14 protein-coding genes are annotated in these 17377 nt (G+C 71.1%); 8 read left to right on the plus strand and 6 right to left on the minus strand.

Going from position 1 to position 17377, the window contains the following annotated elements:
* Nucleotides 1-300: 300 nt before the first annotated feature.
* On the plus strand, nt 301-720 hold the full coding sequence (locus ACFPIH_RS27255; protein ID WP_385877691.1) for a DUF1203 domain-containing protein: 420 nt from the start codon (nt 301-303) through the stop codon (nt 718-720).
* A gap of 23 nt (nt 721-743) precedes the next feature.
* Here the strand turns inward: ACFPIH_RS27255 and ACFPIH_RS27260 are convergent, their stop codons facing one another.
* Entirely contained in the window at nt 744-1760 is a 1017-nt protein-coding gene (locus ACFPIH_RS27260) for an aspartate-semialdehyde dehydrogenase (RefSeq protein ID WP_381173198.1), read from the minus strand.
* A 221-nt stretch (nt 1761-1981) separates the two neighbouring features.
* On the opposite strand from ACFPIH_RS27260, the gene ACFPIH_RS27265 reads away from it, so the two are divergent.
* Nucleotides 1982-2509: an RNA polymerase sigma factor gene (locus ACFPIH_RS27265; RefSeq protein ID WP_381173196.1), complete on the plus strand. Its 528-nt coding sequence runs from the start codon at nt 1982-1984 to the stop codon at nt 2507-2509.
* 1 nt (nt 2510) lies between these two features.
* Complete coding sequence (locus ACFPIH_RS27270; protein ID WP_381173194.1) at nt 2511-3239, plus strand: hypothetical protein; 729 nt, start codon at nt 2511-2513, stop codon at nt 3237-3239.
* A gap of 64 nt (nt 3240-3303) precedes the next feature.
* Here the strand turns inward: ACFPIH_RS27270 and ACFPIH_RS27275 are convergent, their stop codons facing one another.
* Nucleotides 3304-6624 carry a S8 family serine peptidase gene (locus ACFPIH_RS27275; RefSeq protein WP_381173192.1) on the minus strand — a complete coding sequence of 1107 codons (3321 nt, stop codon included), beginning with the start codon at nt 6622-6624 and terminating at the stop codon, nt 3304-3306.
* A gap of 222 nt (nt 6625-6846) precedes the next feature.
* Here ACFPIH_RS27275 and ACFPIH_RS27280 point away from each other — a divergent pair, with 222 nt between their 5' ends.
* The 3 genes from ACFPIH_RS27280 (at nt 6847) to ACFPIH_RS27290 (ending at nt 10703) form a co-directional block, all read left to right on the plus strand.
* Complete coding sequence (locus tag ACFPIH_RS27280; RefSeq protein WP_381173190.1) at nt 6847-7311, plus strand: NUDIX hydrolase; 465 nt, start codon at nt 6847-6849, stop codon at nt 7309-7311.
* Between the two features lie 260 nt (nt 7312-7571).
* Nucleotides 7572-9335 (plus strand): TIGR03767 family metallophosphoesterase, encoded by a 1764-nt coding sequence (locus tag ACFPIH_RS27285; protein ID WP_381173188.1) that lies wholly within the window; start codon nt 7572-7574, stop codon nt 9333-9335.
* A 180-nt stretch (nt 9336-9515) separates the two neighbouring features.
* Nucleotides 9516-10703: a glycosyltransferase gene (locus ACFPIH_RS27290; RefSeq protein WP_381173365.1), complete on the plus strand. Its 1188-nt coding sequence runs from the start codon at nt 9516-9518 to the stop codon at nt 10701-10703.
* Here ACFPIH_RS27290 and ACFPIH_RS27295 read toward each other — a convergent pair.
* The 3 genes from ACFPIH_RS27295 to pepN all read right to left on the minus strand — a co-directional run bounded on the left by ACFPIH_RS27295 (nt 10700) and on the right by pepN (nt 14869).
* Complete coding sequence (locus ACFPIH_RS27295; protein ID WP_381173187.1) at nt 10700-11044, minus strand: hypothetical protein; 345 nt, start codon at nt 11042-11044, stop codon at nt 10700-10702. The genes ACFPIH_RS27290 and ACFPIH_RS27295 overlap by 4 nt on opposite strands.
* Before the next feature lie 9 nt (nt 11045-11053).
* Nucleotides 11054-12094, minus strand: coding sequence for a hypothetical protein (locus ACFPIH_RS27300; protein WP_381173186.1), 1041 nt, complete (start codon nt 12092-12094; stop codon nt 11054-11056).
* Nucleotides 12095-12280: 186 nt separating this feature from the next.
* A complete protein-coding gene (gene pepN, locus ACFPIH_RS27305) occupies nt 12281-14869 on the minus strand; it encodes an aminopeptidase N (protein WP_381173184.1) in 2589 nt (862 codons plus the stop codon).
* A 137-nt stretch (nt 14870-15006) separates the two neighbouring features.
* Here pepN and ACFPIH_RS27310 point away from each other — a divergent pair, with 137 nt between their 5' ends.
* Together ACFPIH_RS27310 and ACFPIH_RS27315 are read left to right on the plus strand one after the other, a co-directional pair.
* Nucleotides 15007-15651 carry a mycothiol-dependent nitroreductase Rv2466c family protein gene (locus tag ACFPIH_RS27310; protein WP_381173182.1) on the plus strand — a complete coding sequence of 215 codons (645 nt, stop codon included), beginning with the start codon at nt 15007-15009 and terminating at the stop codon, nt 15649-15651.
* A 57-nt stretch (nt 15652-15708) separates the two neighbouring features.
* Nucleotides 15709-16485 (plus strand): SAM-dependent methyltransferase, encoded by a 777-nt coding sequence (locus ACFPIH_RS27315; RefSeq protein ID WP_381173180.1) that lies wholly within the window; start codon nt 15709-15711, stop codon nt 16483-16485.
* Between the two features lie 115 nt (nt 16486-16600).
* Here the strand turns inward: ACFPIH_RS27315 and ACFPIH_RS27320 are convergent, their stop codons facing one another.
* On the minus strand, nt 16601-17242 hold the full coding sequence (locus ACFPIH_RS27320; RefSeq protein WP_381173178.1) for a superoxide dismutase: 642 nt from the start codon (nt 17240-17242) through the stop codon (nt 16601-16603).
* Nucleotides 17243-17377 lie beyond the last annotated feature (135 nt).

Below are 17377 nucleotides of genomic sequence, written 5' to 3' on the forward strand. Positions count from 1 at the left end.
CTCCCCCCACCCACCCACCCGTCTCGGTACTCCAGAAGGCGCCCCCCCGGGGGCCCCGCCCCCGGACCCCCCTTTGCCCACCCACCCACCCACCCGACTCGGTTGGTTGGGTGGGTGGGCCACCCGGGCCACCCGGGCCACGCGGCCCCCAGTCCACCCGGCATGGGACTTCGTGTCCGGAATCCGCCAGTGTTCGATGCGGCCGGAGGCAAGGCTGGGCCCATGACTGCGACACGGAATCAGACACAGGGTGTGGGCTGCGTACAGGCCATCCCGCCGCACGTGCTCGACGCGCTCCGGATGCGTGATGACGCCGGGCGGCGGACGGAAGCCGTCAGGGACGACGAGGGCGGCGCGCCGTTGCGGTGCTGTCTGCGCCGCAGTGAGGAGGGGGAGCGGATCATGCTGGTGTCGTACGCGCCGCTGCGGCGATGGGCGGCGGAGACGGGCGCCGAGCCGGGGGCGTACGACGAGCAGGGGCCCGTGTTCATCCACGCCGAGGCGTGTGCGGGGCCGGCCGACGACGGATATCCCTTCCACGGCGAGCATCGGACCGTCCGGCGTTACTCCGCCCAGGGACACATCCTCGGCGGGGAACTGGTCGGCGCCGGAGACTTCGAGCGGGCCTTCCGGGACGCGTTCGACGACCCCGACGTGGCGTTCGTGCACGTCAGGGCCGTCGAGTACGGGTGTTTCCTGTACGAGGTCAGGCGCTGGTAAAGCGGGACTCTGCGCGCCCGCGCTCAGCCCCTCAGCTCCTGCGCCACCAGTTCCGCGATCTGTACCGCGTTCAGCGCCGCGCCCTTGCGCAGGTTGTCGCTGGAGACGAAGAGGGCGAGGCCGTGGTCGACCGTCTCGTCGGCGCGGATGCGGCCCACGTAGGAGGGGTCCTTGCCGGCCGCCTGGAGGGGGGTCGGGATGTCGGTGAGGACGACGCCCTCCGCCCCGGCCAGCAGCTCCGTCGCGCGCTCCGGCGACAGGGGGCGGGCGAAGCGGGCGTTGACCTGGAGGGAGTGGCCGGAGAAGACCGGGACGCGCACACAGGTGCCGGAGACCTTGAGCCCGGGGATCTCCAGGATCTTGCGGGACTCGTTGCGGAGCTTCTGCTCCTCGTCGGTCTCGTTCAGGCCGTCCTCGACGACCGAGCCCGCGAGGGGGACCACGTTGAAGGCGATGGGGCGCTTGTAGACCTGCGGCTCGGGGAAGTCCACCGCCTCGCCGTCGTGGGTGAGCTTGTCCGCGTCGGCGACGACCTTCTGCGCCTGGCCGTGCAGCTCCGCCACGCCCGCGAGGCCCGAGCCGGACACCGCCTGGTAGGTGGCGACGACGAGCGCCTCCAGGCCGGCCTCGGCGTGCAGCGGCTTCAGCACCGGCATCGCGGCCATCGTCGTGCAGTTCGGGTTGGCGATGATGCCCTTGGGGCGGTCCGCGATCGCGTGCGGGTTCACCTCGGAGACGACCAGGGGGACCTCGGGGTCCCTGCGCCAGGCGGACGAGTTGTCGATGACGACCGCGCCCTGCCCGGCCACCTTCTCCGCGAGGGCCTTCGACGTCGAGCCGCCCGCCGAGAACAGCACGATGTCCAGGCCCGCGTAGTCGGCCGTCGCCGCGTCCTCCACCGTCACGCCGTCCAGGACCGTCCCCGCCGAACGGGCCGAGGCGAACAGGCGCAGCTCGGTGACCGGGAAGTCGCGCTCCTTGAGGATCCCGCGCATGACCGTGCCGACCTGCCCGGTGGCTCCGACGATTCCGACCCTCACGGCGACTCCCTCTACGTGTTCTCTGCGTGTCTGCGGCTTTTCCATCATGCGGCCGACCCCGGTCAACCTGTCCAATTCTTTGCCCACCATGTTCGAGGAGTGGGACACGGGACCGTGTGACGTACACCTCCCCAGGAATCCGCAGGAATCCGCCGGGATTCCGACGAACGTTTCCGCCCGCTGCGGCGTCGTAGAAGAAACGCGGTGATGGGGGGTGGCTTGTGCTGCGCAGAAAGACCCGCCGTGCCCACGGGGACGATCACGCCGATCCTCTGGACGCGGCCCTGGAACGCCGGGTGCGGGCGGTGCTCGCGCTGGGCGGGGTGCCGCAGGCGGATCTGCTGGACGGGGTACAGCAGATCCGCCTGCGGCTGCTGGAGCGGGCGGCGAAGGGGTACGAGGCGCCGCGGGACGTCTCCGCCTGGGTGGCGGTCGTCGCCTCCAACCTGGCCATGGACTGGCATCGCGCCAAGCGCCGCCAGGAGCGTCTCGGCGAGCGGCTGGCGTCGCTGCGCCAGCACGAGCACCCCTCCGGGGAGGACACCAGCGTGCTCTCCCTCGCCGTCGCCCAGGGCCTGGACGACCTGCCCGACGCCCAGCGCCAGGTCGTGGTCCTGCGCTTCTTCGCCGATCTGCCGGTCCGCTCGATCGCCGAGGAGCTCGGCGTCCCGGAGGGCACGGTCAAGAGCCGCCTGCACACGGCGGTCCGGGCCCTGCGCGCCCGCCTGCACGAGGACGAGGTGGTGTGAGGTGCCCGGTCAGAAGAACGAACACGACGGCCGCGGCGGCCTGGACGCGCTGATGGCCGCCCTCACCGACGAACCCCTGCCCGAGGAGGCCCGCGAGGATGCCGCGTTCCTGGCCGAGCACCGCGCGGCGACGGCCGACATCGCCCTGCTGCGCGAACAGCTCGGCGTGCTCGCGGACGTCCTGACGGAGACGGCCGAGGAGACCGTCGTACCTCTGCGACGGCCCCGGCGCCCCCTCCTCCCGCTCGCCCTGAAGACGGTGGGCGTCGCCGCCGCCGGTGCGATGGTCGTCGGCATGGGGTGGCTGGTGGTCCAGGCGGGCGGGGGCGCGGACGACACGGGCGCCTCCAGCTCCGCCGCCGACAAGGCGGAGAGCGGCGCGTCCCAGGTCTCCGGCAGTCCGCTCGGCGACCCCGGCTACCTCGCCTGCCTCCGGCTGGTCGTCGAGGGTGACGTGACCTCCGTCGCGCCGGTCGCCGGTAACGGTCGGGAGCGGGTCACCCTGCGCGTGACACGGTCGTACAAACCGGCGAAGGGGCCGGCGACGGTCGACTTCGTGATGGGGGAGGACCTCGACCCGCTCCTCTCCAAGGGCGACCACGTCCTGGTCGCCCTCCCGGAGGGCTCCGGCGGACCCGATCTGCTGACGGTCGGCGAGGTCGACATCGCGCCCGAGCGGACGGCGCTCGCCCGGGCCCTGCCCCGGGCGGAGAACCTGGGCTGCGAGTAGGAACGGCGAGGGGCGGGCGTCCCGTACGGACGCCCGCCCCTCTCACTTCACTGCCTTCCGGGTGTTACGGGACGACCGTGCCGATCGCCACCGTGCCCGCGCCCGCGACCGTGCCGCGCGCGTTCACCAGCTGGACCTGGCCGAAGAACGACCGGCCCGCCGCCGGGGCCGCCGCGGCGGTGACCGTCGCGCTGACGGACGTCGAGGCGCCGTGGGCCAGCTTCACCGGCGTCGTGCCGTCGACGTCGACGGTGCCGAGCGTGGACGAGAAGAACACGTCCTCGTAGTCGTACGCCGTGGTCCCGGCCGGGACCGAGTAGCCCGAGACGACGATGGTGTACGTGCCGGCGGCGGGGGACGGGATGGAGACCGCCTCCTCCGAGTCGCCGTCGGCGGAGATCCCGACCTGGTCGCCGGCCGCGTCGTACACGACCAGGTCAAGGTCGGCGGCCGTGTCCGAGACGTTGCCGATGGAGACGTCGAGGGACTTGGCGCCCGCGGGGACCTCGACCGTGGTGGTCTGGTCCTCGCCGTTGGCGATGGTCGGGCGGGCCGTCTTCGCGGAGCCCAGCGGGCCGCCCACCAGCTTGCCGTCGACGGCGGCGAAGTCGTTCCTCACCTTCCAGGAGGCGGGAGCCGGCTGGCCGGCCTTGGCCTCGGGGATGGTCACGGTCGCCGGGTCGAAGGTGGCGCCGTAGACGGTGGCGTCCAGCTTGTACGGGTTGTCGAGCAGCGGTGAGGTGCGGCGCGACTCGACCTCGATCTCCCAGACGCCCGGCTGCGGGTCGGCGTAGGAGCGGGCGTCGGGCGCGCAGCCGTTGGTGTTGGGGTAGTTGCTGTAGCAGTACGGGGTGCCGCTGTCCTCGACCGCGACGCCGTACGGGTGGATCGAGATGAACCGGGTCTGGCTCTTGCCCTTCAGCCCGCCGATCGCGACCTCCAGCGCCTTGGCGCCCTCGGGCACGGTCAGGAAGTAGGACTGCGAGCTGTTGCGCTGGACGGTGGCCTTCTTGGAGAAGGTGTACTTCACCGGGGTCGAGACGACGACCGTGTTGAGGATCTGCTTGTCGACGCCGACCGTCTTGGGGTCGTCGACCGTCAGGATCGCGCTCTTGATGCCCGCGGACTTCGGGGTGGCCTGGATCTTCACGGTGACCGGCTTGTTCTTCGCCAGCTTCAGCGTGGTCGAGCCGAGGATCTTGAAGGTGCTGCCCGCGTTGTTCACCAGGCGCAGCTTGTGGGTGATCTTGCCGCTTGCGCCGGTGGTGCGGGTGACGGTGACCTTGTAGGTCTTCTTCTGGCCGGTCTTCAGGCCGCCCTCGCGGTCGTAGACGCCGGTGCCGAAGCCGGGCGTCTTGAGCGCGAAGTCGAGCGCGGTGTCGACGGGGGCCTTGACCGTGTAGTCGTAGGCCTTGGCGCCCTTCTTGATGGAGGCCCAGGCGTCGACGATGTCGATCAGGCCCGCGCCCTCCTCGTACGCCTGCACACCGGTGATGTGGTGGGCGGTGGAGGTGAGCGCCGTGCGCAGCTTCGCCGGGGTGAGGGCGATGTGCTTCTGCTTGGCGGCCGAGATCAGCAGCGCGGCGGCACCGGCGGCCTGCGGGGAGGCCATCGAGGTGCCCTGGAGCATGGAGTAGCCGGCCGGGAGCTTGTAGCCGGCTTCCGCGACCGGGGAGCCCGGCAGCCAGGTCTGGGTGGTGTTGATGGCGGCGCCCGGTGCGACCAGCGTCGGGGTGAAGCCGCCGTCCTCACGCGGGCCGCGCGAGGAGAAGGGCAGCAGCTGGTACTTCTTCGTCACCTGCGAGCCGTAGTTGGCGGCCCAGGTCTCCTTGGCGATCGACGCGCCGACCGAGATCACCTTGTCGGCGAGGCCGGGGTCGCCGATGGTGTTGGCGCCGGGGCCCTCGTTGCCGGCCGCGAGGACCAGCTGGACGCCGTAGGTGTCGATGAGGCGGGTGTACAGCTCGGCGCGCGCGTTGTTGCCGTCGTTCAGGCCGGGCAGACCGCCGATCGACATGTTGACGATGTCGACGCCGCGGTTGGCGACGAGGTCGATCATGCCCTCGGTGAGCGCGACGTTGGAGCAGCCGGGGCCGAAGACGCAGGCGCGCGAGGAGACGATCTTCGCGCCGGGGGCGGCGCCGTTCATCTTGCCGCCGAACAGGCCGTTCGCGGCGGTGATGCCGGCGACGTGGGTGCCGTGCTCGCTGGAGATGATGCCGATGTTGACGTAGTCGGCCTTGTCGCCGGCCGCGTTGTAGACGACGTCCTTGCGGGTCTCGACGACGAACGGGATGCGCTCGGCGACGTCGGTCGCCGGGTTGTCGGTCCCGAAGTAGCCGACCTGGTAGCCGTTCTTGTACGGCTTCATCGGCTTGTTGTTCGTGAAGTCGTGGTCGCCGTCGTTGTCGACGCGCACGGTGCCGGCCGCGGCGTCGTAGAGCACGCCCCAGGCGTCGGTGGTGTCGCCGTCGCGGTTGACGTCGCCCTGCTCGTCGCCGCCGGCGGTCACGGACTCGTAGAAGTAGTTGAACTTGTAGGTGCCGGCCGGGGCCTTGAAGGTCTCGGCGGCACCGGTGTCGCCGCGGGTCGCGGAGAACTGCGGGCCGCTCACCGAGGTGAGCATCCGGCGCCAGGAGGCGTCGCCGTCGGAGACCGGGTCGGTGGAGGTCACCCAGTCGACGATCTTGCGCTGGCCGGTGCTGGTCTTCTGCAGCGCGGGGTGCGCGAGGTCCACGCCGGAGTCGAGGATGCCGATGGTGACACCGCGGCCGTCCGCCTTCGGGTTCTTCTTCACGAAGTCGACGGCGCCCGTCTCGAAGGACGGGTTGTACGGGTTCTTGGCGGGGGTCCGCTTGTTCGGCGCCTTGTACGTCGTCGTCGCCGTGGCCGAGGTCTTGGCACCCTTGGCGGTGTCGGCGCTCGGCGTCGGGTCGTCCAGCGGGATGTCCTGCTCGAGGTCGATGCCGTGCACCGAGGACAGCTTCGCGGCGGCGGCGATGGCCGCGTCGGCCTTCCCGGTGGGGACGGTGGCGCGGACGTAGCCGACCTTGTCGAAGGTGCGGCCGAGGATGCCGCCCTTCACCGCGTCCAGCTGCTCGGCGACCTGCTCGGTCTGCCCCGGCGCGGTCGCGACCATCATCGTGACGGTCTTGTCGCCGTCGGCCTTGGCCTCGGCGAGCAGGTTCGCGTCGTCGGAGCCGAGCTTGGCGTGGGCGGACTTGGCGCCCGGGTCGGCGGCGGCCGGGGACTGCCCGGCGTCGGCGGAGAACGCCATGGGGATCGGCCCGGCGGCGGACAGCGCGGCCACCAGACCGGCGGCCACGGCTATGCGCGCCGCGCGTCTCCCACTCGATATCGGTGCGCGCTGGGGGGTGAAGGTCATCGGCATCCCTTGTCGGTGGCGGACCACGGGCGACCGGGCTGGTCATGCCTGATCGCAAACGTCTGGAAGTGGTCCTCGATGACCGCAGATCTTTGCGCAAGGGGAGGTTGTTTGGGGAGCGTTGACCGAAACGATATGGATCCGTGGGGAAAACCCTCTACGAGAACCCTGTGTGCGGGTTATTCGCTGTCTGTGGAGGTCCCGGCGGGCTAACGTGCCCGCGTGCGCAAGAACTTGAGGGTGGCGGCCTATGCCGTCTGCGTCCGTGACGGCCAGGTCCTGCTCGCCCGCTCTCCCGCGGACGGCGGCGGCTTCGAGTGGGTGCTGCCCGGCGGCGGCATGGAGCACGGCGAGGATCCCCTCGACACCGTCGTACGCGAACTGGCCGAGGAGACCGGCTACCGCGTCGAGGCGACCGGCCTGCTCGGCATCGACTCGCGCCACCACGTCTTCGCCCGCGACGGGCTGACGGGCCCCGTGGACCACCACGGCGTCCGGATCGTCTACGAGGGCCGGATCGTCGGCGGCGAACTGCGCAACGAGGTCGGCGGATCCACCGACATGGCCGCCTGGCACGACCTGGACGCGGTGACGGGGCTTCCCCGGGTCGGGCTGATCGACATCGCCCTGACGCTGTGGCGGGAACGCCCGGTGAGCGGACGGGTGTCCGTGCCGGACGAGGCGTAGCGCCCCCTCCCGTGCCCCTCCGGTTACCCCGGTAGATGAACACGGAGTGACGGCCTCCGGGCCGGTCGAGGAGCAGCCGAGGGCGCCCAGGAGGCCCCCGGCGGCGGCCGTGATCCACGTAGGCGATCGGCGCTCCGCGTTGCGAACGCGTTCACGCGCAGGCCATTCCCGGTGTCGAGCATCCGATGAGAGCGGGACGTTCGCGGCTGCGACCGTCCCGCGTCCACTGCCGACGCGTTCGTACTCGGGGAGAAGGCGCCATGTCGCGCACACGCTCTGTCACGTCCTCCGCGCTGGGGGTCGACCGTCGTACCGTCCTCGCCGCCACCGCGGCCGTCTCCGTCTCCGTGGGCGTCGGCTACGCCCTGCGGCCCACCGACAGCGAGGCGGCGCCCGCGGAGATCCCGGCCCAGTCCCCTTCCGGTTCCCCGGCCCCGGCCGTGCCGGCCGCCGCCGCGCCGCTCGCCCCCTACACCAAGGGCACCACCGTCGCCTCCGTCGCCGCCCCCGGGGCGGGCTCCTACCGCCGCCTCGGCAGCGCCGCCGGCTGGAGCCGGGTCGTCCGGGGCGACCTGGCCGCCGCCAAGTCCGGCCGGGCGGGCCGCCGTACGACGCTCACGTCCTTCGTACAGCTCACCGACCTGCATCTGATCGACAGTCAGCACCCGCTGCGCCTGGAGTACTTCCGGGCCGCAAGCGAGATCGCCTGGCGTCCGCACGAGGCGCTCACAGTGCAGGGCGCGGTGTCGCTGATCGAGCGGGTCAACTCGCTGCGGGCCGCGCCCGTCACCGGTTCCCCGCTGGACTGCGTCATCACCACGGGCGACAACACCGACAACAACGCGCACACCGAGCTGGACTGGTACCTGACGGTGATGAGCGGCGGCCGTATCACCCCCAACTCCGGGGACCCGCGGCACTACGAGGGCGTCCAGAACAGCGGGATCAACCTGTACTGGCAGCCCGACTCCACCACCCGCGACCTCTACAAGCAGCGCGGCTTCCCGCAGCTGGACGGCTTCCTCGCCGCCGCGATGCGCGAGGTGCGCAGCCCCGGGCTCGCCCTGCCCTGGTACTCCACGGTCGGCAACCACGACGCGATGCCGCTCGGCTGCTACGCGCACGGTGACAGCTACCTCGCCGAGTTCGCCGTGGGCGGCCGCAAACTGATGGAACTCGCCCCCGCCGAGGCCACCAGGGTCCAGCAGAGCATCAGCCAGGACCGGGACCCCAGGGGCACGGTCCTGCGCGACCTGCTGAAGTCCAAGACCCGCGCCATGCGCTCGGTCACCCCCGACGAGCGCCGCGCCCCCTACACCCCGGTCCAGCACGTCCAGGCGCACCTGGACCCGGCATACAAGGGTGTGGGTCCGGTCGGTCACGGCTACACGGCCGCCAACCTCGCCGCCGGCACCCAGTACTACACGTTCCCGATGGGCGAGAACGTCATCGGGATCAGCCTGGACACCACCGACCCCGGCGGCCACTACAACGGCTCGATCGGCACCGCCCAGCTGAAGTGGCTGGACGCGACGCTGCGCGCCCACCAGGACACGTACGCCGTCGTCTTCAGCCACCACACCAGCGAGAGCATGTCCAACACCCGGCCCGACCCGGCCCGTCCGGGGGAGCGGCGGCACAACGGCGCCGAGCTGACCGCCCTGCTCGGCAGCCACCGCAATGTCGTCGCCTGGGTGAACGGCCACATCCACCGCAACGACATCACGCCCCACCAGGGCTCCGCGGGCACCTTCTGGGAGATCTCCACGGCGTCCCACGTGGAGTTCCCGCAACTGGCCCGGGTGATCGAGCTGGTCGACAACAAGGACGGCACCCTCTCGATCCACACCACCCTGATCGAGTCCGCGGCCCCGCACCGCACCGACTTCACCGACCTCTCCCAGACCGGCCTGGCCGCCCTCTACCGGGAGCTCTCGGCGAACGCCCGTTCCCTCCCCGACGGATCCCGGCTGAGCGGGGAGCCGAAGGACCGCAACACGGAGCTGGTGCTGAAGAAAAACTGATCATCCGGTGGCCGGCGGCTGACGCTTCGGTGGGTCATCCACCGTACGAGGACATGTGACATCACGTTCACGCCGGTGAAACGTCTGTACCGCCTTATATCGGCTAACCCGCACTCCACGGGGATGGCTTGTTAACGGTGCAAGGCGGGTGATCGTGTGCGTACGGGACGCGAACTGCGTGTGCTGTCGGTCTACGAGGGCTTCTTCTCCGGAGGGGCCCGGATCGTGCACAGTGACGTGGTGCTGGGGCTGCGGGAAGGCGGCCAGCACCACCGGGTACTGAGTATCCACGGCGAGGTGCACCGCGAGGCCACCCGCCAGCGGATGGAGGACGACGCCTGCTACCGGGCGCTGACCGCGGCCGACGTGGGCGTCGCCTCGCTCGGCCGTACGTTCGGCCTCGGCGGTACGGATCCGGCCGCCTTCAGCGGCCCTGAGCTGGCCGATACCGCCCGGGCGACGGCCGACGCGGACGTCATCCTCTCCCTCAAGGAACAGCCCCTGGCCCTGCTGCGCCAGGGGGGCCTGCCGCGCCGGCCGGTCGTGGTCTGCCTGCACCGCTCCGACCCGGAGAACCAGGGCCGCGCCCTCGACGACCTCAAGGCCGCGATCACCGACGGCACGGTCGCGGCGGCGGTGTGCTGCGCGGAGTCGACCCGGTCGGCGTACCGGGCCGCGGGCGTCCCGGCGGATCTGCTGCACGTGATCCCCAACGGCGTGGACCTGATCCGCTACCGCCCGGACGCGCCGCGCCGCCTGGCGGTCCGCACGGCCCTGGACATCCCCCTCGCCGCCCCGGTGGTCGTCTTCGCGGCCCGTTACGACGGCATGAAGAACGTCCCCCTGTTCCTCGCGGCGGCCCGGGCGTGGCTGGCCGCCGTCCCCGACGGGCACGTCCTGATGTGCGGGGCGGGCATGACGACGGCGAATCCCGGCCTCGCGGGCGACATCGCGGACGCCTTCACGGGGGCGCCGGGACTGCCGTCCCGCCTGCACCTCCTCGGCGTGCGCCACGACATGGAGACGGTGTACGCCGCCTCCGACGTGGTCTCGCTGACCTCCGCCTGGGGTGAGGCGGCCCCGCTGTGCCTGATCGAGGGCATGATGTGCGGCGCGGTCCCGGTGGCCACGGAGGTCGGCGACACCGCCGCGATCGTGGCGGGCCACGGCCTCCTGACCCCGCCGGACCCGACGGCGATCGCGACGGCCTGGACGGAGGCGGTGATGCGGCGGGACGAGTTCGCCCCGGCGCTCGCCGCGAGCCGGGAACGTTTCAGCAGAACCCGCATGATCGCGTCGTACGCGGCCCTGATCGACCAGGTGTACGCGGGGAGCGTCGACCGCGTCCGGCTGTCGGAGGACGGCTAGGCAGCGGGCTTGCGCTTCCAGGTGGCGGCGGTCACGACACCGATGCCCGCCGCCCCGTACAGCGTGAACAGCGTCCCCTGGCGGTAGAGACTCCCGCGCTCGAGCTCCTGCGCGTACTTCAGCTGCTGGTACGTCGCCGTGCCCGCCGAGCCGTTGCGCTCGTCGGAGTAGGAGAGCTCGCAGGTGTCGCCCGGCCGCATGTCGTGGGGTTCCTCACGGTCGCTGCGCAGGAGGCCGTCGCAGTCCGGGATGCCGTACGACGCCCCGCCCCGCAGCAGGGAGATCACTCCCCACAGCAGCGGCAGCAGGAACAGCGCGAGTAACACACCCCGGAGTCTCATGAGTTCAACCTAACGAGGCAGCACCACGACATACGCGGCGGGATCGCGGTCCCCGGCCGCCATCAGGGCCGTGCGGATCACCGTCGCCTGCTGTTCCATCCCGTCCCGCAGCTTCTTCGGGGTGAGGTACACGACCGTGATGCCCAGCCGCTCCAGGTGCTCGCGCTTGCGGGCGTACTCCGACCACAGCGCGTCGTCCTCCTGACGATGTGCGCGCGTGTCGAGTTCCACCGCGACCGCCTGCTCGGGCCAGTAGGCGTCCAGGCCGCCCAGGTGCGGGCCGCCGGGCAGGCGCAGGTCGACGTTCCAGACCGGGTCGGGGAGGCCGTACTCCCGCACCATCCGGTAGAGGCGGCTCTCGGCGATCGCGCGGCCCTCCGCCAGGAGGGAGTCCACGGCGTCCACCACGTGCGGCCGGCTCAGCAGCTTCGCCTCGTGCAACTCCCGTACGACGGCGGTCGGTTCGCAGTGCCCGCCGCGCACCGCCTCCGACAGCAGCCGGCGTACCGTCGCCGCGTCCGTCAGCCGGGACACCGCGTCCGCCAGGGCCCGCGGCACGGGAGCGACCGGCAGTCCCGTCGCCTGCTGCGGGGTCGGGAGGCATGCCGTACGGATGACGTGGGCGAAGCCCGCCGAGCGCAGCCGGCGCGGCCGGGGGACGAGGACGTCGATCTGCTCGAGGGAGAGCAGCGCGGGAGCGGAGGTGAACCCGTGCAGGGTGAGCGCGGCCAGGCCGGTGATCATCGCCCCGTGTGAACCCTCGGCGTCGGGCTGGGCCGGCACCCCGGCGGCCACCGGCGTATCGCGGGCGGCGTACAGCAGCACCGCGTGCAGCCGCTCCTCGCTGGTCGGCGGCCCCGCGTGGAGGACGTACACGCCCGGCAGGAGCTGCTGCCAGGGGCCGCCGGGGCGGCACTGCTCGCTGGCCCCGGCGGGTGAGACGCCGTGCGAGCGGAGCTGAGCCGCCGTCAGGACCCGGCGCTGGACGTCGGAGGAGAGGTGGCGCAGCGGCTGGGGGGAGGCCGGGGGGAGCGGGGTGTTGTGGTTCATGCAACGGGGATTCCGCGTCCGATCCGTCCTTTAACCGCTGTTACACGCTCGTCGACAAATCTGGACAAGGTGGCACTAAAGGACGGGTGTTCGGGTGCCGATAGGGCGCCGTAACCCCTGGTCCGCACGGGGCGGTCCAGGGGTTACGGGTGTTACTGAACGAATTCCGTAACGGTCACCGGCGGCTCAGTCTTTGGCCAAAGCTGCCTGGGCCCGCAGCGCCCGCGCGAGGTCGTCCCGCGCCTCGATGACCAGCCTGCGCAGGGCCGGAGCGGCCGACTCGTGCGCGGCCAGCCACTCGTCCGTCACCTCCAGCGTCGCCTGCGCGTCCTGGTCCAGCGGATACGCCGGGAACAGGCCCCGCACCACGTCCATGCCGATCTGGATCGACCGCTCCCGCCACACCCGCTCGATCGCCTCGAAGTACTTCGCGGTGTACGGCGCGACCAGCGTCCGCTGCGACGGCTGGACGAAGCCCGCGATCGTGGCCTCCACCAGGGCGTTGGACAGCGCGTCCGACTCCACCACCTGCGCCCACGCCTGCGCCTTCACCGCCGCCGTGGGACGGGCGGCCAGACAGCGGACCTGGTGGCGCCTGCCGGACGCGGTGTCGTCGCGGGCCAGCTCGGCGGCCAGCACCCGCTCGTCGGCCGCGCCGTGCGCCGCGAGCGGCTCCAGGAACGCCCAGCGCAGCTCCTGGTCGACCTCCAGGCCGTCGATCTTCTCGGTGCCGTCCAGCAGGGCGCGCAGCAGCGCGAGATCCTCCGGCGAGGAGGCCACCGACGCGAGGAACCGGGCCCAGGCCAGCTGGTGCTCGCTGCCCGGCGCGGCCCCCCGCAGATCCCGCCGCGCGATCTCGGCCAGCATCGCCTCGCCGTTCGGCCGCCACCACTGCGGCGAGTAGTTCACCAGCGCCGAGACCGACCACGCGTGCAGCATCTGCAGCACGCCGATGTCGCTCTCGCGGCGCCCGAACGTCAGCACCAGGTCGATGAAGTCGGGGGCGAGCCACAGCGCGTCCCGCGTCATGTTCCACAGCGCCGACCAGCACAGGGCGCGGGCCAGCGGGTCGGTCATCGCGCCCAGGTGCTCTTTGAGCGTGGCCAGCGAGGTGTCGTCGAACCGGATCTTGCAGTACGTCAGGTCGTCGTCGTTGACCAGCACCAGCTCCGGGGCCGGCTGGCCGGCCAGCTCCGTCACGAGCGTACGCGGACCGTCGACGTCCGCCTCGGCGCGGGCGTACCGCACGAGCCTGCCCTCTTCGAGGCGGTAGAGGCCGACGGCGACGCGGTGCGGGCGCAGCTCCGGGTGCTCCGCCGGGGCGATCACAGCCGCCTCCTGGAGGACGGCCAGCTCGTCGATACGGCCTTCCGCGTTCAGCAGCACCTGCGGGGTCAGGGAGTTCACGCCGGCCGTCTGGAGCCAGGAGCGGGCCCAGGTGCCCATGTCCCGGCCGCTGGTCTCCTCCAGGACCGCCAGCAGATCGCCGAGGCGCGTGTTGCCGTACGCGTGCCGCTTGAAGTAGCGGCGCGCACCCTCCAGGAACGCGTCCTGGCCGACGTACGCCACCAGCTGCTTGAGGACGGACGCGCCCTTGGCGTAGGTGATGCCGTCGAAGTTGAGCTTGGCGTCCTGGAGGTCGCGGATGTCGGCGGTGACCGGGTGGGTGGAGGGCAGCTGGTCGGCGCGGTACGCCCAGGCCTTGCGGCGGTTGGCGAAGGTGATCCAGCCGTCGGTGAAGCGGGTCGCGCTCACGAGGGCGAAGGCGCCCATGAAGTCCGCGAAGGACTCCTTCAGCCACAGGTCGTCCCACCACTCCATGGTGACCAGGTCGCCGAACCACATGTGCGCCATCTCGTGCAGGATGACGTTCGCCCGTCCCTCGTACGCCGCCCGGGTCACCCTGCCCCGGAAGATGAACTCCTCGCGGAAGGTCACCAGACCCGGGTTCTCCATCGCGCCGAGGTTGTACTCGGGCACGAACGCCTGGTCGTACTTCCCGAACGGGTACGGGTAGTCGAAGTGGTCGTGGAAGAAGTCCAGCCCCTGCCTGGTGATCAGGAAGACGTCCTCGGCCTCGAAGTAGGGCGCCAGGCCCTTGCGGCACATCGCGCCGAGCGGGATCTCCAGCGTGGTGCCGTCGCCGAGGTCACGGGTGTAGGAGTCCGTCACGTAGTGGTAGGGACCGGCCACCACACAGGTGATGTACGTCGAGATCGGCTTCGTCTCCGCGAACCGCCACACCCCGTCGGCCCGCGCGCCGGCCCCGTTGCTCCACACCGTCCACTCCTCCGGCGCCCGCACCTCGAAGCGGAAGGGCGCCTTGAGGTCCGGCTGCTCGAAGTTGGCGAAGACCCGGCGGGAGTCGGCCGGCTCGTACTGCGTGTAGAGGTAGACCTCGCCGTCCTCCGGGTCGACGAAGCGGTGCAGGCCCTCGCCGGTGCGGGAGTAGGCGCACAGGGCGTCCACCACCAGCTCGTTCTCGGCGGCCAGGTCCTCAAGGAGGATCCGGGTGCCGTCGAAGACCTCGCCGGGGTCCAGGTCCCGGCCGTTGAGGGAGACCGCGGTCACGCTCGGCGCGATCAGGTCCGCGAAGCTCGACGCGCCCGGCTCGTTGCAGCGGAAGCGGATCGTGGTCACCGAGCGGAAGGTGCGCGGTCCCTCTTCTTCGTCGGTGATCGCCGACCGCACGTCGAGGGACACGTCGTACCCGTCGACGGACAGCAGGGCGGCCCGCTCCCGGGCCTCGTCGCGGGACAGGTTCTCACCGGGCACGGGGTACTCCCTCGGTACAGCGCACATGGTCGTGGACAGGGCCGATCCTGCCATGTGCACCTGACACCGGGCAGTCGGGAATTGCGGATGGGGCGTCGGCGTTGTCACGCTGAACCCGACTTCTCCCGAGGAGAGACATGTCCGAGAAGACCCCCGTCGACTTCTGGTTCGACCCGCTGTGCCCCTGGGCCTGGATGACCTCCCGCTGGGTCCTGGAAGTCGAGAAGGTCCGTGACATCGAGGTCAGCTGGCACATCATGAGCCTCGCCGTCCTCAACGAGGACAAGCTCGACGAGCTGCCGGAGGAGTACCGCGAGATGCTCGCGGTCAAGGCCTGGCAGCCGGTGCGTGTGGTCACCGCCGCCTGGCAGCTGCACGGCGCCGACATCCTCGGCCCCCTTTACACCGCGCTCGGCACCCGTATCCACAACAACGGCGAGGGCCCGACCCTGGAGGCCATCGCGGGCGCCCTGGAGGACGTCGGCCTGCCCGCCTCCCTGATCGACTACGCCGAGCAGTCGGACTTCGAGTTCGACGCCCAGCTGCGCGCCTCCCACAAGGAGGGCATCGAGAAGGTCGGCCAGGACGTCGGCACCCCGGTCATCGCCGTGCCCGGCCCCGACGGCGAGCAGATCGCCTTCTTCGGGCCCGTGGTCACCCCCGCCCCCAAGGGCGAGGAGGCGGCCCGCCTCTGGGACGGCACGGTCGCGGTCGCCTCCGTCCCCGGCTTCTACGAGATCAAGCGCACCCGAACCAAGGGCCCTGACTTCAGCAATCTGTAACAACTCCTGCGCAGGATGGCCCCCGCGAGCGGCCCTCGCGGGGGCACCATGTTTCCCATGACGGAGATCGACACCTCGGTACCCCACTCGGCCCGCATCTGGAACTACTGGCTGGGCGGCAAGGACAACTACCCCGTGGACGAGGCGGCCGGTGACGCCTACACCGCCGTCTTCCCCGGCATCGTCACCATCGCCCGCAGCAGCCGGGCCTTCCTCGGCCGCAGCATCCGGTACCTGGTCCAGGAGGCGGGCGTCCGCCAGTTCCTCGACGTCGGCACCGGGCTGCCCACCGTCGACAACACCCACGAGGTCGCTCAGGGCCTCGCCCCCGCATCGAAGATCGTGTACGTCGACAACGACCCGCTGGTCCTGGCGCACGCCCGCGCCCTGCTCACCTCCACCCCCGAGGGCGTGACCGCCTACGAGGACCTCAGCCTCTACGACCCCGACCGCGTCCTCGAGGCGGCGGCGCGGACGCTGGACCTCACCCGGCCGACGGCCCTGATCCTCAGCGGCATCCTCGGCCATGTCACCGAGTACGACGAGGCCCGCGCCCTGGTGCGCGGACTGCTGGCGGGCCTGCCCTCCGGCAGCTACCTCTCCCTCAACGAGGGCTCGCGCGGCACCGACCCGGCCTATGAGCAGGCGCAGGACGCCTACAACGAGACGGGCGCGGTGCCCTACTTCCTGCGTCCGGTGGAGCAGATCGAGGGCTACTTCGAGGGCCTGGAGCTGGTCGAGCCGGGTGTGGTGTCGGTACCGCTGTGGCGCCCGGAGCAGGGCGCGTCGCTCACACCGGTCGGGCAGCACGGCGCGGTCGGCCGCAAGCCCTGAGCGCGGACACGGCAGAGCCCCCGCGAGTCACGTCCTCGCGGGGGCTCTCCGTCTTTCCGCCCGCCTTCGTGAAGGGTGAGAAGACGATCACGAGGCAGGACGCTTCACGGCCCGCTCAGGGGGCGAGCAGCAGCACATCGGTACGGGACTTCGCGGCCTCGTAGCGCTTCGCCACGTCCTGCCAGTTCACGACCGCCCACATGGCCTCGATGAAGTCCACCTTCTGGTTGCGGTACTGGAGGTAGAAGGCGTGCTCCCAGGCGTCGAAGACCAGGACCGGGGTGGCGCCCTGGCCGACGTTGCCCTGGTGGTCGTAGACCTGCTCGACGATGAGACGGCCGGAGAGCGGCTCGAAGGCGAGCACGCCCCAGCCGGAGCCCTGGGTGGTGGCCGACGCCTTGGTCAGCTGCGCCCTGAAGTTCGCGAACGAGCCGAACGACTCGGCGACGGCGTCCGCCAGCTCTCCCACGCCGTCCTTCTCCAGCGGTTCGCCGCCGCCGTCGCCCGTCATGTTGTGCCAGTACACGCTGTGCAGGATGTGCCCGGACAGATGAAAGGCCAGGTTCTTCTCCAGGGCGTTGAGCGACCCCCACTGCTCCTTGTCCCGTGCCTCGGCGAGCTGCTCCAGGGTGTCGTTGGCGCCCTTGACGTAGGCCGCGTGGTGCTTGTCGTGGTGCAGCTCGATGATCTCCGGGCTGATCACGGGGGCGAGCGCGGCGTAGTCGTACGGCAGTTCCGGGAGCGTGTAGACGGGCATGGTGGGGTCCCCTCCGGCCTCTTATTGCAACATACTTGCAACAGCAAGTTATCAGCAAGACTGTGGAAGTGGGGTCCGGACGCGCGCAACGCTCGTGCCAGACCGGGGGAGGGCGACCTACTATCGGAACTGGTG

Origin of the sequence: Streptomyces vulcanius (genome assembly GCF_042653945.1) — a bacterium.
In the GTDB taxonomy this organism is placed as follows: domain Bacteria; phylum Actinomycetota; class Actinomycetes; order Streptomycetales; family Streptomycetaceae; genus Streptomyces; species Streptomyces mangrovi.

What these genes read in the sequence shown, in the direction of transcription:
- ACFPIH_RS27300 (WP_381173186.1), bottom strand. Translation starts at nt 12,094, where the DNA reads ATGAACCACAACACCCCGCTCCCCCCGGCCTCCCCCCAGCCGCTGCGC.
- ACFPIH_RS27310 (WP_381173182.1), top strand. Translation starts at nt 15,007, where the DNA reads ATGTCCGAGAAGACCCCCGTCGACTTCTGGTTCGACCCGCTGTGCCCC.
- ACFPIH_RS27285 (WP_381173188.1), top strand. Translation starts at nt 7,572, where the DNA reads ATGTCGCGCACACGCTCTGTCACGTCCTCCGCGCTGGGGGTCGACCGT.
- ACFPIH_RS27275 (WP_381173192.1), bottom strand. Translation starts at nt 6,624, where the DNA reads ATGACCTTCACCCCCCAGCGCGCACCGATATCGAGTGGGAGACGCGCG.
- ACFPIH_RS27295 (WP_381173187.1), bottom strand. Translation starts at nt 11,044, where the DNA reads ATGAGACTCCGGGGTGTGTTACTCGCGCTGTTCCTGCTGCCGCTGCTG.
- ACFPIH_RS27315 (WP_381173180.1), top strand. Translation starts at nt 15,709, where the DNA reads ATGACGGAGATCGACACCTCGGTACCCCACTCGGCCCGCATCTGGAAC.
- ACFPIH_RS27255 (WP_385877691.1), top strand. Translation starts at nt 301, where the DNA reads ATGCGTGATGACGCCGGGCGGCGGACGGAAGCCGTCAGGGACGACGAG.
- ACFPIH_RS27320 (WP_381173178.1), bottom strand. Translation starts at nt 17,242, where the DNA reads ATGCCCGTCTACACGCTCCCGGAACTGCCGTACGACTACGCCGCGCTC.